We start from the raw sequence: 14,437 nt of genomic DNA, 5'->3' as shown, positions 1-14,437 counted from the left end.
ATTGAAACCGTCTTTGACCAGTTAAAAAATATAGCTCAAATTGAGCACACCAGGCATCGTAGCTGTATATCGTTTATGGTGCACTTAATCGCCGGATTGATTGCTTATACATTTAAGCAACAAAAGCCGAGCATCAATGTAACTCGGCTTTAAATCTTATGCAGATCTGAGGTTTCTTAGATTCAACATTCCCAGTACCGATGAATGCACGGTTTCATGCTGAACTTAATGGGCGGCCTTATAGCTTAAAAATCTTCCATTAACATTAGTGAACTTGAATGACAGACTTTATTTCCTGCTTAAACCGATCTCGGGTTAAATGATTTGAATGGTTGGATTAGTAACTTATTGGAAGAAAAACAAAACATCACGCAATATTAATGATTTTTAATATTAAGTATTCTCTGCTGATTAAAACGAAGAGAGTAATTTATATAGAACTGAAATTAATAAATCATTACTAACAAGCCATTAATATGTACCATCAGCGCTAGTACTTTAATTGAATCCGTTTATACAAAAATGCAGTTCTTTTTTATGAATAAAAAAGCGAAGCAAAAATTTGCTTCGCTTTTTACGCTTAAATTTACTTTAAAGTACTATTAGAAGCTCTGTGTTACTCGGAAGTAGTAACCGCGTCCAAATGTTCTAAAAGTAGATTCATCAGTACTAGTGTTAAATCCTGAATCTAAATAAACAGGATCTTCATCTGTCAAATTCGTAATACCGAAGCTGAATCGGGTATCAGAATTTGGCATCACATACCGAACTTGTGCATCAGAATAGAACTGAGCATCAGTTTGATAGCCACCGTCAAAGAACGAGAAAGGAACATTAATTGCGCCGATATAATCGATAGCATATGTTGCTCCCCAATCACCATTAGCCCAATCAACTGTGATTTTCGCTTTATCTTCTGGGTAAGATGCATCTAAGCCAGGATCATAAGTATCAGTTAAGTCTATTGGCTCAGCAACAGAGGACTCTTGTAATACACGATCAGTCATTCGGCTCCATAACAGGCCAGTACTAAACATTCCAACTTCAGTATCGAAACTATACTTGACTTCAAGATCGACACCAGTCGCTTCTTCAAAAGCAACATTTAATGGGAAAGTAGCTACAAAATTAATTGAACCGTCAGAATTACGGCTAACACCGTCACACTGACCGAAATTTGCACATAAGTCCAAAATAGCATTCGCTGAAAGTGAGTTGATCGCTTTATCAATTTGAACATCCCACCAATCAACAGTCATACTGAACCCATCCAAGAATGATGGCGACCAAGCAATACCAAAGGTAGTTGTTTCACCTTCTTCTGGCTTAAGATTCGGATTACCACCGCCAATTACAGTTACCTGGCTATCTTGCTGATCCCAACCGCCTTGTGGTACACCAGAGCTTACACAGTTGCTCTGTTGATCTCCTGACAAGTTGCCCCAATTAGCTGAGCGACATGGGTCAAACGTGTTTGGAGAAGCGCCTTGTGCTTGACCTGAAAATAAACTTCCAATAGCTGGGGCACGGAAAGATTCACCTAGTGTTCCACGTATTAATAAGTCGTCAATAGGCTTCCACTTTAAACCTAATTGATAAGTCGATGCAGAACCAAAAATTTCGTTATCGCTTTCACGGAACCCTACCGATAACTCAAGCATTTCTGCACCTTTCACATCTGAAATCAATGGGAAGATACCTTCACCATAAAATGCTTCTGTCCGATAATCCCCATCAGTTGCTTCGCTAATACCACCAGTTACCGTGCCAAGAACTTTACTGGAGTCAGGAATGAATGCAGCCGATTCGTGACGAGTATTGAAACCAAATGCAACTGTTGCGGTACCACCGGGCAAATCAAACAAGTCACCTGACACAAAAGCATCTGCAACCATAATCTGGGTGTCAAAACGATCATTTAATGCAACACCAATGTAATCAAGCATTGCAGAAGAGATAGATCCTGGACCACCAAAGACATTTAAAGGAACACATCCATCAATTACGTTACCTGGCGTTCCACAAACTATATTACCACTCCCGTCTTGAAATGAAGGGCCTAACGCATTTTCTAATCGGTCACCTGAGAATTGGCCAAAGTCAGTATCAACACGTGAACGATTTCCATAATTCACACTTACATCATAGCGCCAGCTACTATCACTTATATAACCAGCGAGACCTAACACTACCTGAAACTGTTTAACATCTTGCTGGAAATTACGTCCACCTGTTTCGATCATTCGTCGACGTACACGATCCAATGTTTCGCCAAATGGATTATAAAAGTTATCAGCATGGACAGGTCCACCAGGATATATATTCGTATCATAAGGCAGAGGAGCTAAAGTTTGCTCAGAATGTCTCTCACTGTAACGCATTTCAGCTGTAAATACGGCATGTTCACTGAACTCGTAATCACTTTGCATAAAGAAGTTTATACGCTCAAAAGGCGTTTGAAGATAGTTTACAGGAGCATAGTTCCACAGGTCATTACCTGGACCAAAATTCAAAACTGCATCACGAAAGTCAGAAGGGTCGTTTCCGTCTTCACCATCTATCAGGGTTAACGTATCACCATTAGGAAGATCAAAAACACCTTGCGTTGTTCTAGAGCTGCCAAACTGAATAAAGGTTGGGTTATTTACGTCAGGTAGTCCGCCATCATATGAATCTGGGTCTAATACAAACAACGGGAACTGATACATATCGTGATCGAGATCCCCTTGAAAGATACCTTGCTGTTTATCCCACTGCGCGCCGAAAGTAATATTACCTTTATTATGGCTAGCACCAGAAACGAAGCTTAGACGAAAGCGGTCGCTCGCACCATCTATATCAAAGGTATCAGAATACTCAACTTCAACTTCTGTGCCCTCAAAGTCAGAACGAGTTATGATATTAACCACACCTGCGACAGCGTCTGCACCATAAACCGAAGATGCACCATCTTTAAGGATTTCAACTCTTTCCACAATGACCATAGGAATAGTCTGCAAATCACCGCCATCAACAGGTCTCTTGCCATTAACCAAAACTAAAGTACGACCAGTACCTAAACCACGCAGGTCGATAGATACAGAGCCATTACCGCCGTTATTCGTTGTTGTTCCTAGTGGAGAACCACTAGACGATGGCATTGTTTGCAAAAACTCGCCAAAATTAGTGGCTGAAGTATTTTCAATTTGATCGCGTGTAATTACAGTTACAGGATTTGCGCCTTCAATATCAACGCGCTGAATACGAGAGCCAGTAATGACAACTTTTTCACCTTCATCTTCAGCTTCAGCAGCGTAAGCGGCTGGAATAGCTAGTGCAGCTGCGGTACCGGCTAGTAATGCGGTACGAACTGCCTTAGCAATAGGATTGCTATTTAGAGTACTCAATTTCATTCTCCCTGGTTGTTACATAGGATGTTTTCATTTTTAGTTTCAGTGTTGCTGTTATACCCAGCAATCACAAAAACACGTTATATGGCGTAGCGCCTTATATTAACAGGCTCGATACTAACCAGTTTCCCTTTCAAAGGTCAATGCTTTTTTTTGTAATTCCTTACAATTATTGATGACCGTACAATTAATCACCAAAGTGCAAAATACCCCTGTTTTTTACTTGTTTTTTTGTGTTTTTAATAAAGTGAGTACTATCAAAAGTTGCAAAATAACAACTAAAAACAAACATATTATCAACCCATATTTAGAATAAACTGTCGAAGCAAATTTGAATATAAAACGTTCATTAAGAACATTTTGCTCAAACTGGAGTGTTTTGCTAAGTATTTGTCCTTTGTGGTTGATTACCGCTGTAATCCCGGTATTAGTTGCACGAAGCACGGGAATCCCATATTCCAGAGCACGGGACTGAGCTATTTGCAGGTGTTGGTGAGGCCCCCAGCTGCGACCAAACCAGGCATCATTACTGATGGTAACTATTAAGCTATCTTTTTGATTAGTAACACTTTTATTGAATTTATCAAACAAGCCACTAAAAGCAATTTCGTAGCAGATGGCGGGATAAATATTAAATCGTTCGGTCTCAAGAGCTTTTTGTTCAGACCTACCTGCGGTCATGCCGGACATGGGTAAGTTAAAAAACTCGATCAATCCTCTTAACCAGCGCTCCAGCGGCACAAATTCGCCAAAAGGAACCAGATGTTGTTTGTCATACCGCTGTTGATAATCTCCCAGTGTTATCACAGAGGCATAAATCTGTTGTTGCTCGGCTTCATACACAGGAATGCCTAAAATAAGCTGTGACCCGCTGGCTTTTGCCTGTTTGCTCCACAGCTCCAACCAGTTCTCAACACGGTGCTTTACAGCCGGTATAGCCGCTTCTGGCCAGATAATTAGATCAGCTCCCCATAAAGGCTCGGTCATATTATGATAACGATGTATAAATGTTGACAGTAGCTCGGGTTGCCACTTTTCGTTCTGAGGAATATTAGGCTGCACCAGTGCCACGGAAACCGATTGCTCGGTAGTAGGCTCCAGACTGGAATATTTATCCATTAATAAGCTGCTTCCCATCGAGACAGCCCAGAGTAAAAATAATGCAGTTAATGGCGCTTTAATTAATCCTTTATAGGATGATTTGCGAACCATTTGGAGACAAAGGTAGGTAAGTAGCATCAAAATTACTGCAAAGTAGCTTGCGCCCTGTACACCAAACCAGCTTAGCCAGCCGGAGAAAACACTATCAACCAGCCCATAACCCAGATATAGCCAGGGAAACCCTGTTAGAAACACGCCTTGAAACCAATCGAGTGCAAGCCAGGCCAATGGGAACGTAAAGTAAAATCCCATCTGTCCTTTAAGGGTATAGGCTTTACCCACCAGCCAGCCCATAATGCCTTTATATAAAGCTAAGAACAGCACAAACACAAGTGTCAGGAACACACTTAACCAAACAGGTGCATGACCAAAATCATGAATGCTGACATAAACCCAGCTGGCGCCGACAGCAAAATAGCCAACGCCATAACAGTAGGCAATTTTGAACGCTTGCTTTGTTGGCTGGTTATCTAATAAAGCAATCAGAACAAGTACAGAAACAAACAATAGTGGCCATATATTAAGTGGTGCCAGACCAAGAGGGTAAATTGCGCCGGCTATTGCGGCATACAGATACAACAAACGCCCGGTTGGGCGTTGTTTAAGGAATGCTTTCATGGATTAGCTTTCTTGTTCACTCTCGTCAACGGTTTCCAGCACAGTCATTCTGACCAGCCGCACACGTCGGGTGTCCGCTGCTAATACGGTAAACTCAAAGCTTCCAAGCACCACAACTTCATCTTTTACCGGCAGATGTCCGAATGCCTGGATGATTAATCCACCTATGGTGTCAAACTCTTCAGCACTGAGATCCGATTTGAAATATTGATTAAATTCATCAATAGGTGTTTGCGCCTTAATAACAAATTCATTGTCATCGTGCGCTTTGATATGATCATCTTCATCATCGAAATCATGTTCATCTTCAATTTCGCCGACGATTTGCTCAAGCACGTCTTCAATGGTGACCAATCCGGCAACACCACCGTATTCATCAACCACAATCGCCATATGATTGCGGTTTACTCGAAAGTCTTTTAATAAAACATCGAGGCGTTTACTCTCGGGTACGATAACCGCAGGTCGCAATACTTCTTTCAGATCAAAGCGTGAGCCAGATTCTCCCTGCGCATTTTCAAGCAATGCTGGTAACAGATCTTTAGCCAATAAAATGCCTTCAAGATCATCACGATCATCACCAATTACGGGAAACCGCGAATGGGAAGAATCAATCACCACGGAAAGTATCTGTTCGATTGCCATATCCTGCTCGATCACAACCATTTGCGGACGCGGAATCATAATATCCCGCACCTGCATATCCGCGACTTGAAGCACGCCTTCAAGCATGGTTAAGACATCAAGGTTTATCAGGGAGTTTTGCTGTGCGGTCTTTAAGATATCGACGATATCAGCACGATCTTTGGGTTCGGATTGAATTAAATGCGTTAAACGCTCTAGCCATGACCGCGAGGGCGGGTGTTCATCCATTGTCTAGTGTGATCTCTTATGTTGATAACTGAGTCAGTTTAGCAAAGCTAAACTGAAAAAACTACGTCCATCAGGACTCGATTAAAAGATAAGGATTAGCGATACCAAGTTGCTGTAACACTTTGATTTCAATAGCCTCCATCTGCTCTGCCTCTTCATCTTCTATATGATCAAACCCCAACAGATGAAGACAGCCATGAACCGTCAGGTGTGCCCAATGATCTTGCAGCGACTTATTTTGCTGTTCGGCTTCTTTTTGCACCAGAGGCGCACAAATCACCATATCACCAATTAATTCTGATTCGACAAACTCAGGGATCTCTGCCGGAAAAGACAACACATTGGTGGGTTTGTTTTTACCCCGATATTGATCATTCAGTGTCTGGCTAACGGTTTCGGAAACCACCATTACCGACAACTCAACAGAATTCTTATTGTAACCACCTGCGGTTAATGCCTGGGTGATCCAGCCTCGAAACTGCTCTTCGGTGGGTACCTGCTGCAAATTATCGGCAATATCCAGATCGAGTTCAATTTCCATTTATAGGCCCCATTTATTTATCTTTTTGCGAATCCAGATCAAACTTCTCATAGGCCTGAACCACCCGCTGTACCACAGGGTGACGCACCACATCGGCCGACTGGAAAAAGGTAAAGCTAATCTCTTTGATGTTTTTCAAAACCTCAATTGCCTGTCGAAGACCCGATTTGGTACCACGAGGCAAATCCACCTGAGTAATATCGCCAGTGATCACCGCTTTCGATCCAAAGCCAATACGCGTCAACAACATTTTCATCTGCTCTGCAGTGGTATTCTGACTTTCATCCAGAATAATAAAGGCTTCGTTCAGGGTACGGCCACGCATGTAGGCAAGTGGCGCAACCTCAATCACATTACGCTCCATTAATTTTGCCACTCGCTCAAATCCGAGCATTTCATACAATGCATCGTATAAAGGACGTAAGTAAGGATCGACTTTCTGATTTAAATCGCCAGGCAAAAATCCCAGTCGTTCACCAGCCTCAACCGCCGGACGAGTTAGAATAATGCGTCGAATTTCCTGCCGCTCCAATGCATCGACCGCTGCCGCAACAGCCAGGTAAGTTTTTCCGGTTCCGGCTGGGCCAATACCAAAGCTGATATCGCTGGCAAGTATTCGCTCAACGTAACGCTGCTGGTTATGCCCTCGTGGGCGGATCAAGCCTCGTTTGGTGGTGATCACCACGTCGGGCTGCTTTTTATCTTCTTTATCCGACTTAAGCTGACTGGCGCGAGACTGTAGGATAACGTGGACTGTTTCTGCTTTTAATGCTTCGCGCTGCCCCGTTTCCTGATAAAGCTCTTCGATAACATCGCGCCCGGCATTGATATTGACGGTTTCACCGATAAGTTGGAAAGCATTGCCGCGATTGTTCACTTCAATGCCTAGACGGCGTTCTATCAGTCGAAAATTTTCGTCCAGATAGCCGCATAGGTCAGCCAGACGTTCGTTATCGGCGGGCTCAAGATCAAATTGAATACTGGTGGTTTCTGTCAAAATTACGCTCGTTTCGTTAAATAGCGATTACTGGATCAGTTCTGCTCTGAGTGAATTGGGTAAGGCTTCGGTTATCATCACTTTAGCAAACTTGCCTATCAATTTATGAGACCCGGCAAAGTTCACCACACGGTTACACTCTGTACGACCACTAAGTTGCATAATGTCTTTTTTACTCGGCCCTTCAACCAACAAGGTTTGTTCAGTACCCACCAGTTTTCGGCTGATGTCCTGAGTTTGCTGGTTAATGCGCTGTTGCAGTAATTGCAGCCGACGTTTTTTATCCGCCATGGGGGTTTCATCGGGCAGATCCGACGCAGGCGTTCCGGGGCGAGCGCTGTAAATAAAGCTAAAGCTGTAATCAAAACCCACTTCCGCTATTAAATCCATGGTGTCTTCAAAATCTTGCTCGGTTTCACCTGGAAAACCAATAATAAAGTCAGACGATAAACTGATATTTGGGCGAATAGCTTTTAACCGGTTGATTTTATTTAGGTATTCATCTCGGGTATGGCCCCGCTTCATGGCCGATAAAATCGTATTGGAGCCACTTTGTACTGGCAAATGCAAATGACTCACCAGCTCTGGCACTTCGCCATAAACCTCTATCAAACTGTCAGAAAACTCCACCGGATGTGATGTGGTAAAACGGATACGTTCGATCCCCTCAACAGCGGCAACGTAGGTAATCAGTTCAGCCAAATCGGCAATGCGACCATCGTGTGTTGCGCCGTAATAGGCATTTACATTTTGCCCCAGCAGATTGATTTCTCGAACCCCCTGATCAGCAAGCTCAACCACCTCGGCAATAACATCATCAAACGGGCGACTGACTTCTTCACCGCGGGTGTAAGGCACCACACAGAAGGTACAATACTTACTGCAACCTTCCATTATGGAAACAAACGCCGTAACACCATTGGCTTTCGGTTCCGGAAGACGATCAAATTTTTCAATTTCAGGAAAGGTAATATCGACAACGGAAGCATTTTTGGTTTTTACCGACTCCATCATCTCAGGAATGCGATGCAGAGTTTGCGGCCCAAACACCATATCAACGTGAGGCGCTCGTGAACGAATGGCCTCTCCTTCCTGACTGGCGACACAGCCGCCAACGCCGATTACCAGATCGGGATTCTTCTCTTTAAAGTTTTTCCATTGACCAAGTTGCGAGAACACTTTTTCCTGCGCTTTTTCACGAATGGAACAGGTATTTAACAATAAAACATCAGCGTCTTCCGGATTATCGGTTATTTCAAGTTCATGGGTATCGTTTAATAAATCGGCCATTCGCGATGAATCGTATTCATTCATCTGGCAACCCCAAGTTTTGATATAAAGCTTCTTCGCCATGTTTTACTACACCTTTCCGGTATTTCGCCGGAGTTCAGCGCCAATTACCTACAATTAGCAAAATTACACATTAGAGCAAAAAGCTATAAGAAATGGCCGTCACAAATACAGCCTTCTCTGCTTTTCACCGGAGCTCTAGCCCCAAAATGAGAAAGGCGGCGATTATATCAAAGGTTAAATTACGATCACCAGCGGTTACGCCAGATTCTGGACGAATAGGGTAAGAAAGGGCTATTAGTTAGTAGCGTTAAGCGCCTGCCTGAACTTGTTTGCGAACTAATTGGGAACCAGCTAGTCGCCGATCGAGCGAATTAAAGTCTGCTCAATCATATCGAGTTCTTCATCGAAGGCATCAAAATCATCCAGATCGGGGGTATCATCAAGATCTTTAGCCGCCTTATTGTCGCTGCTATCCCCCTGTTTGCTGGCGCTTGCTTTAGTGGCGCTCTGCTCTGACTGGCTGACCGAGCCTTTACTCGTCTCTTTTTCAGCCGCATCACTTGTCTGGCCAAATTGTGCCCGGGCATTTTCGGCGGCACGGCGCATCATTTCCTTATTAATATCCGCAAATCCACTCATTAGCAGCGCAAGCTGTTGTTGCTCACGTTCGCTCCCTTGTGGAATGCCATTTAGCTTTTTCAATAAATTTTGGCAGGACTTTTCTACCCAACTGGCCATGAATACCTCAAATTAAACTGTAACTGCGCTATGATAAGCATAGAAACAAACGCCTTAAGTTTCCAGCAATGGTCACTATTTTAACCATTATTCATACGCTAACCGTTATACTTAACCCATGAATTATTTAGCGCACGCCGCTTTGTCTTATCAATACCCTGAAATCACCATAGGCAATTTAATTGGTGAACATATTCGAGGTCGACACTTTGACCATCTACCGAATGACATTGCACTGGGTGTACAACTGCACCGACAGATCGATTCTGTATTTGATAATTTACCAGCCATCATCAACTTACGGCAAGAGTTTGCTCAGGGCCGACGTCGCTTTTCCGGCATTATCATCGACTTCTGGTTCGATCACTGGCTTGCAAACAACTGGGATAATCAATTTGATCAATCGCTTGAGCAGTTTCAACAAACAATTAATCATTGGATCACTGACCATTGGCAATGGGTACCAGACTCTCAAAAGCGCTTTCTGAATTACCTGATGAGTCAAGATTTGTTTTTAAAATATCGCTCAATGTCGCAAATAACCCATAATGTCTCTCTGGTTGCTAAGCGTTTGAAACGAGGTGAAAAACTGCATGAATGTCTTGAGCAAATAAAAACGGACTATAAGCAGCCGCCCCACGATGTTTTTCTGGAGATATTCAGCGATATGCAAACCATGACACAAACCTATATTCGGCACCATAATGCTATCGAATAAAAGCAACCGTAAGGCAATATCATGACAACAACAGACACATTTTCATTGTTGCACGACCAAACAGAAATGACGATTGCAAAACTGTCATCACCAGTGACGTTACCATCAAAAGCTCGCCATCTGTACAGTCTGAGTGTGTCCCATGATGAGCTATCCATTGTTGCGCCAACCCAGTGGCTAAAAGACAAGCCTGTTATTGAAGCGCAACATCATTGGCAGGCAATAAAAATAGATGAAACCCTGGACTTTAGTATGGTGGGCGTGCTGGCCAATATGGCACAACAGCTGGCACAGGCAAACATCAGCATTTTTGTTGTATCAACATTTAACACCGACTATCTGCTGGTGCAAAATAAACACATTGGAAAAACACTAATGACCTTGCGTCAACAAGGCCATAACATTCGCTCGGTCAACTCGTTTGATTAATCGCTTATTTTTTCTTTTGACGCTGTTTCTTTTGATAAACGCCAAAAAAGTTACTTTGCCAGTGCTGACCACCATCCTTAGTGATATCCCACACCTGATGAACATCACCATTATCTTGTGGCCGCCACTGAATACGATGGGTTACAGGTTCGCCTTTTCGAGTAAGTCCTTTACCTAACAGGGTCATAACCTGACCGTTCCAGACACCATCAAGCTGCAACAAGGTGCCCGCATTATCAACCCAGGTTTGGTGCCACTGCTTTGTTGTGGCGTCATATAAATTAAAACTTTCCCCTTCATAGCCTTTGGCTGTTTTATAATGTTCTTTCAATACGCAACCATTTAATGAAGAAGTAATTGAGTTGGTACCAACTAACTTGCCATCTTTAGAATATACATTCCAGTCACCGATCCAGAAATCAAACTGACGATGCTCCACTGACTGACAAGCTTTTGGAGGCTCGGCGGAAAAAACGCCCAGACAAACAACAACACTCAAAACAGCGGCCAGTTTTACTAAAACATTAATCGTTTGCATGATTGCTCCTCACAATGACAAAACATAACAATGGTGTATTTAAACGTTAATACTTGAAACCAAGCGTCTTTTTCCTCGATAACTACTTAACTATAATATTTATTGTCTCTGATATTCGTTAACCATAATAAATAATGGCTAAAATGAGGTGCCAAAACTCATATAGTACTCAGTACCGCCTATCCCAGGCTCACGACCTCTGGCATAACCAAGTCTTACATTTAAGGGTAAAAAATAGCCCAGTCTTAACTGCGTTATTATTTCAGCACCATAGGCATCAAACGTTTTATCCGATAAGTCACCAAGACCCAATGCATTAACGATAAACTCTGAACGACCAAACACACGGGCTTGTTCGTAAAACAATTTACCGGAGATTTTTTCAATGCCCAGCGGCGGTGCCATCCAGGTTCGTTCAACATGGGCAATCGGGAAACGCCACTCCGTACTCATCATTCTAAAATGACGCCCGGTTAAATAAGGGGAGTTTTCTTGGTAACCTCTAAATGGGTATTTATCTTCTAGCAACGTTTCTGCTCGCATAAAAAAAGCATCACTGAAATCACCACCTAAACGAAACGCTCGTGCGCCCCGCTCAGCACTTGCCGCGGTTAATCGAATAGCAAGCGTATGTTCCTTATAAATTTGCAAATATTCGCGCCAGTCCAGCAGCGCTTTTTTGCCGGTAAAATCGCTGTCAAACACATCGCTGGTAGCCACCACCGCTCGTACACTACGACCATCGTTGATACTGATAGAACGTAAAAATTGACTGGCCGAGTTATAGCTAACGGCAAAGCCAGCCAGTATATCCTGACTATCCCGTATAAACTGCAAATCATCGTCAAGCCAGAGGTAGCTGCGATAATTATCAAGCGACATCGCCAGTTCAAAATCCCATTGAGATAGGAATGAGGTCACCGGAAAATGGTACCCCAGTTCCAGCTCGGAATTTTGCTCGACCAAATCCGATGTGCTGTCATCATTATCATCAACAATATCATGATAATGCTGCAAGTGTAGCTCGATGCTGTGATCAAACTGGTAAGTGAAAAATAAGTTAGGTAAACGCTTTTCCAGTTCAACGCTGCCTGCCAGGCTATAAACATGGTTTTCCAGAGCATCCATACCCGATATTTGAGCGCCAACTTCCAGAGAATTTTCATTGCCGACCACAAACGGCAACCAATATTTAGGACTTAATGTTGCCCAGGGTGAATAATCGTTTATGGTAAAGTTTTGCTTGCGATCACTAGTATCGTTAGTTTCTTTATCAGAGACTTGATCATTGTTGTTTTGAATAGAATGACTTTCAGTTAATTTATTTTGAACAGATTTACTTTGAACCGAGCTATTTTGACTGACAACATTTTGATCAAGTTTACCCTCACCGGACAGTTGAAATAAATCATAGCCTGTGGACTGATAACCTATGGCAATGAGTTGATCACTGGCTGGTTGGTAAATATAGTTAAACACACCCGAGTCAACATTGCTGACAGACGAAACCTTTTTTTCAGTCAGATCAATCTGGTAAATATTAAATCGTCCGGAAACATCACTGCTAAAGCTGAGCGTATCAGGCTTAATAAACCGTGGATACCACTGATGGGCTGATACCGGATGCATCACTTGCCATTGTTTATTTCGCAAAGAGAAAAGTTCAATATTTGCTCGAGTATTGGGTGATCGTTGTAAACTGGCTGCGAGCGTTTTCCCATCTTCAGATAAATCAAGATAAGAAACGGTGACGCCTTCACTGCCTTGCCAAACCGTTTCAAACAATTCGCCTTTATTATCCAGTCGATCAATTTGAAACACACCGGCCTCGGCCTTAAGTGCTAAAACTGTGTTATTAGAGGCATCCCAAACCGCTTCAATATAACGAGAACAATGAGTCAATCTTGAAAACGACTCAGCCTTTTCATCAAACACGTATAAATCGTAGTAAATATTATATTCATCACACACTTCCGGTTGAGCAATTAGCAGCTTATCATTCTCGATAACATCTATGGTTGCCAGAGCATTCAATTCGGTTAATTCAATAACCTCACCTGACACCGACTTCTTTTTCAGTCGTGTTTGATGATAGCCATCGTTTTCAACCCAATAAATATCACCTTCTTTACTTACGCCTATATCTGATTTAAAAAAGCCATTGGTGGTTAGTGGCAGTAATCTAGAAATATTCGAAGCAGAAGATAAGGACTCACCGAGCAAACGTTTGTTTAAATAATCTTCAAACGCTTGCCATAAGGCCGTCATATCTTTACCCAGCACATTATTCGCATTAGTATTCAGCAGGTAAGGAAATAGGTTGTCACTGTAATTTTCAATATACAAATCGAGTTTCTCTTTACCATAAGTCTGCTCGATAAACTCGAAGAAAAAATAGCCGTAAAGATAGCGAGCATTCAGTGGCCAGCTTGGGCTTGCCATATTCACTTCATTGATGCTTTTAAAGCCACTTTTTAATTCTTCACGCATCATCATGGCAAACACACTGCTTTGACCACGACCGAGCTTTCGGCTGTGATCGGTTTCCAAATAAGTTGCCAGACCTTCTATTGACCAGCTAGGTTGATAAGCGTTTGGAAACAGAAACCAGGCTCGACCAATTATATTGCGAATAAATTTTGGCGCGGCTGCCGTTTTATCCAGATGCAAAACATGGGTGTACTCGTGAGTAATAAGCGACGCCAGCCAGCTATCAAAATCCATGCGTCCTGCCGTTGGCGGATGAATAAACAAAACCGAACGATTGAAAGGTAAGGCACTGGCATAACCATTGGCCAGATCCGTGTGATCGGTAATGACCAGCTGTGTTTTATCCTTTGGTTGCCAGCTTAATTTTTTTGTCAGTGTCTGATGCGTCTGCTCTGCCAGGTTGGCTGTTTTGATCGCCAGAGCTCGATGCTTGGCATCATAATGCACATCAAAATGGCTTGACGATAATGTTTTCCATTCCAGTGAAGGGTCAAATGCCCATAAATGAGCACAGATAAAACAAAAAGCCAGCGGCAGGTATCGTCCTAAAAAGCGCATAAATCGTTCCCAGTAATAATAATTGGGAACGATTATAGTGTGTTTTAGAAACCACCTCAAAAATAACTCTAACCCTTAAAAGTATTTCATTTGC

Annotated in this window: 12 protein-coding genes; 3 read left to right on the top strand and 9 right to left on the bottom strand. The window is 42.7% G+C overall.

Annotation, left to right across the window (positions count from 1 at the left end):
- Window positions 1-153: transposase (locus tag C8D97_RS04080; RefSeq protein WP_280951647.1), on the top strand; the 153-nt coding region annotated here is incomplete at its 5' end.
- Window positions 154-602: 449 nt separating this feature from the next.
- On the opposite strand, the gene C8D97_RS04075 is transcribed toward C8D97_RS04080, so the two are convergent.
- The 7 genes from C8D97_RS04075 to C8D97_RS04045 form a co-directional block, all read right to left on the bottom strand.
- On the bottom strand, window positions 603-3,386 hold the full coding sequence (locus C8D97_RS04075; RefSeq protein WP_170115131.1) for a TonB-dependent receptor domain-containing protein: 2,784 nt from the start codon (window positions 3,384-3,386) through the stop codon (window positions 603-605).
- Window positions 3,387-3,608: 222 nt separating this feature from the next.
- The gene (lnt, locus tag C8D97_RS04070; protein WP_109762192.1) at window positions 3,609-5,168 is read right to left on the bottom strand and encodes an apolipoprotein N-acyltransferase; all 1,560 of its coding nucleotides are present in this window, start codon (window positions 5,166-5,168) and stop codon (window positions 3,609-3,611) included.
- Between the two features lie 3 nt (window positions 5,169-5,171).
- Window positions 5,172-6,041 (bottom strand): CorC family transporter, encoded by an 870-nt coding sequence (locus tag C8D97_RS04065; RefSeq protein ID WP_109762190.1) that lies wholly within the window; start codon window positions 6,039-6,041, stop codon window positions 5,172-5,174.
- A 70-nt stretch (window positions 6,042-6,111) separates the two neighbouring features.
- Window positions 6,112-6,582, bottom strand: a complete 471-nt coding sequence (gene ybeY, locus C8D97_RS04060; RefSeq protein ID WP_109762188.1) for an rRNA maturation RNase YbeY — start codon at window positions 6,580-6,582, stop codon at window positions 6,112-6,114.
- A gap of 13 nt (window positions 6,583-6,595) precedes the next feature.
- Window positions 6,596-7,579 carry a PhoH family protein gene (locus C8D97_RS04055; protein WP_210204840.1) on the bottom strand — a complete coding sequence of 328 codons (984 nt, stop codon included), beginning with the start codon at window positions 7,577-7,579 and terminating at the stop codon, window positions 6,596-6,598.
- A gap of 27 nt (window positions 7,580-7,606) precedes the next feature.
- A complete protein-coding gene (gene miaB, locus C8D97_RS04050; RefSeq protein WP_109762184.1) occupies window positions 7,607-8,932 on the bottom strand; it encodes a tRNA (N6-isopentenyl adenosine(37)-C2)-methylthiotransferase MiaB in 1,326 nt (441 codons plus the stop codon).
- 291 nt (window positions 8,933-9,223) lie between these two features.
- On the bottom strand, window positions 9,224-9,610 hold the full coding sequence (locus C8D97_RS04045; RefSeq protein WP_109762182.1) for a hypothetical protein: 387 nt from the start codon (window positions 9,608-9,610) through the stop codon (window positions 9,224-9,226).
- 118 nt (window positions 9,611-9,728) lie between these two features.
- Between C8D97_RS04045 and C8D97_RS04040 the strand changes: the two genes are divergently transcribed.
- Together C8D97_RS04040 and C8D97_RS04035 are read left to right on the top strand one after the other, a co-directional pair.
- A complete protein-coding gene (locus tag C8D97_RS04040; protein WP_109762180.1) occupies window positions 9,729-10,328 on the top strand; it encodes an acyl carrier protein phosphodiesterase in 600 nt (199 codons plus the stop codon).
- Window positions 10,329-10,349: 21 nt separating this feature from the next.
- On the top strand, window positions 10,350-10,757 hold the full coding sequence (locus C8D97_RS04035) for an ACT domain-containing protein (RefSeq protein ID WP_109762178.1): 408 nt from the start codon (window positions 10,350-10,352) through the stop codon (window positions 10,755-10,757).
- A gap of 4 nt (window positions 10,758-10,761) precedes the next feature.
- Here the strand turns inward: C8D97_RS04035 and C8D97_RS04030 are convergent, their stop codons facing one another.
- Together C8D97_RS04030 and C8D97_RS04025 are read right to left on the bottom strand one after the other, a co-directional pair.
- The gene (locus C8D97_RS04030) at window positions 10,762-11,295 is read right to left on the bottom strand and encodes a hypothetical protein (protein ID WP_109762176.1); all 534 of its coding nucleotides are present in this window, start codon (window positions 11,293-11,295) and stop codon (window positions 10,762-10,764) included.
- 138 nt (window positions 11,296-11,433) lie between these two features.
- Window positions 11,434-14,343 carry a BamA/TamA family outer membrane protein gene (locus C8D97_RS04025; protein WP_109762174.1) on the bottom strand — a complete coding sequence of 970 codons (2,910 nt, stop codon included), beginning with the start codon at window positions 14,341-14,343 and terminating at the stop codon, window positions 11,434-11,436.
- Between the last annotated feature and the right edge of the window lie 94 nt (window positions 14,344-14,437).

Source organism: Pleionea mediterranea, assembly GCF_003148745.1.
Classification (GTDB): Bacteria; Pseudomonadota; Gammaproteobacteria; order Enterobacterales; family Kangiellaceae; genus Pleionea; species Pleionea mediterranea.
Note: the sequence above shows the minus strand (reverse complement) of the source record. Positions and strands in the feature narration are given on the sequence as shown.

What these genes read in the sequence shown, in the direction of transcription:
- C8D97_RS04030 (WP_109762176.1), bottom strand. Translation starts at nt 11,295, where the DNA reads ATGCAAACGATTAATGTTTTAGTAAAACTGGCCGCTGTTTTGAGTGTT.
- C8D97_RS04040 (WP_109762180.1), top strand. Translation starts at nt 9,729, where the DNA reads ATGAATTATTTAGCGCACGCCGCTTTGTCTTATCAATACCCTGAAATC.
- C8D97_RS04035 (WP_109762178.1), top strand. Translation starts at nt 10,350, where the DNA reads ATGACAACAACAGACACATTTTCATTGTTGCACGACCAAACAGAAATG.
- miaB (WP_109762184.1), bottom strand. Translation starts at nt 8,932, where the DNA reads ATGGCGAAGAAGCTTTATATCAAAACTTGGGGTTGCCAGATGAATGAA.
- C8D97_RS04045 (WP_109762182.1), bottom strand. Translation starts at nt 9,610, where the DNA reads ATGGCCAGTTGGGTAGAAAAGTCCTGCCAAAATTTATTGAAAAAGCTA.
- ybeY (WP_109762188.1), bottom strand. Translation starts at nt 6,582, where the DNA reads ATGGAAATTGAACTCGATCTGGATATTGCCGATAATTTGCAGCAGGTA.
- lnt (WP_109762192.1), bottom strand. Translation starts at nt 5,168, where the DNA reads ATGAAAGCATTCCTTAAACAACGCCCAACCGGGCGTTTGTTGTATCTG.
- C8D97_RS04025 (WP_109762174.1), bottom strand. Translation starts at nt 14,343, where the DNA reads ATGCGCTTTTTAGGACGATACCTGCCGCTGGCTTTTTGTTTTATCTGT.
- C8D97_RS04065 (WP_109762190.1), bottom strand. Translation starts at nt 6,041, where the DNA reads ATGGATGAACACCCGCCCTCGCGGTCATGGCTAGAGCGTTTAACGCAT.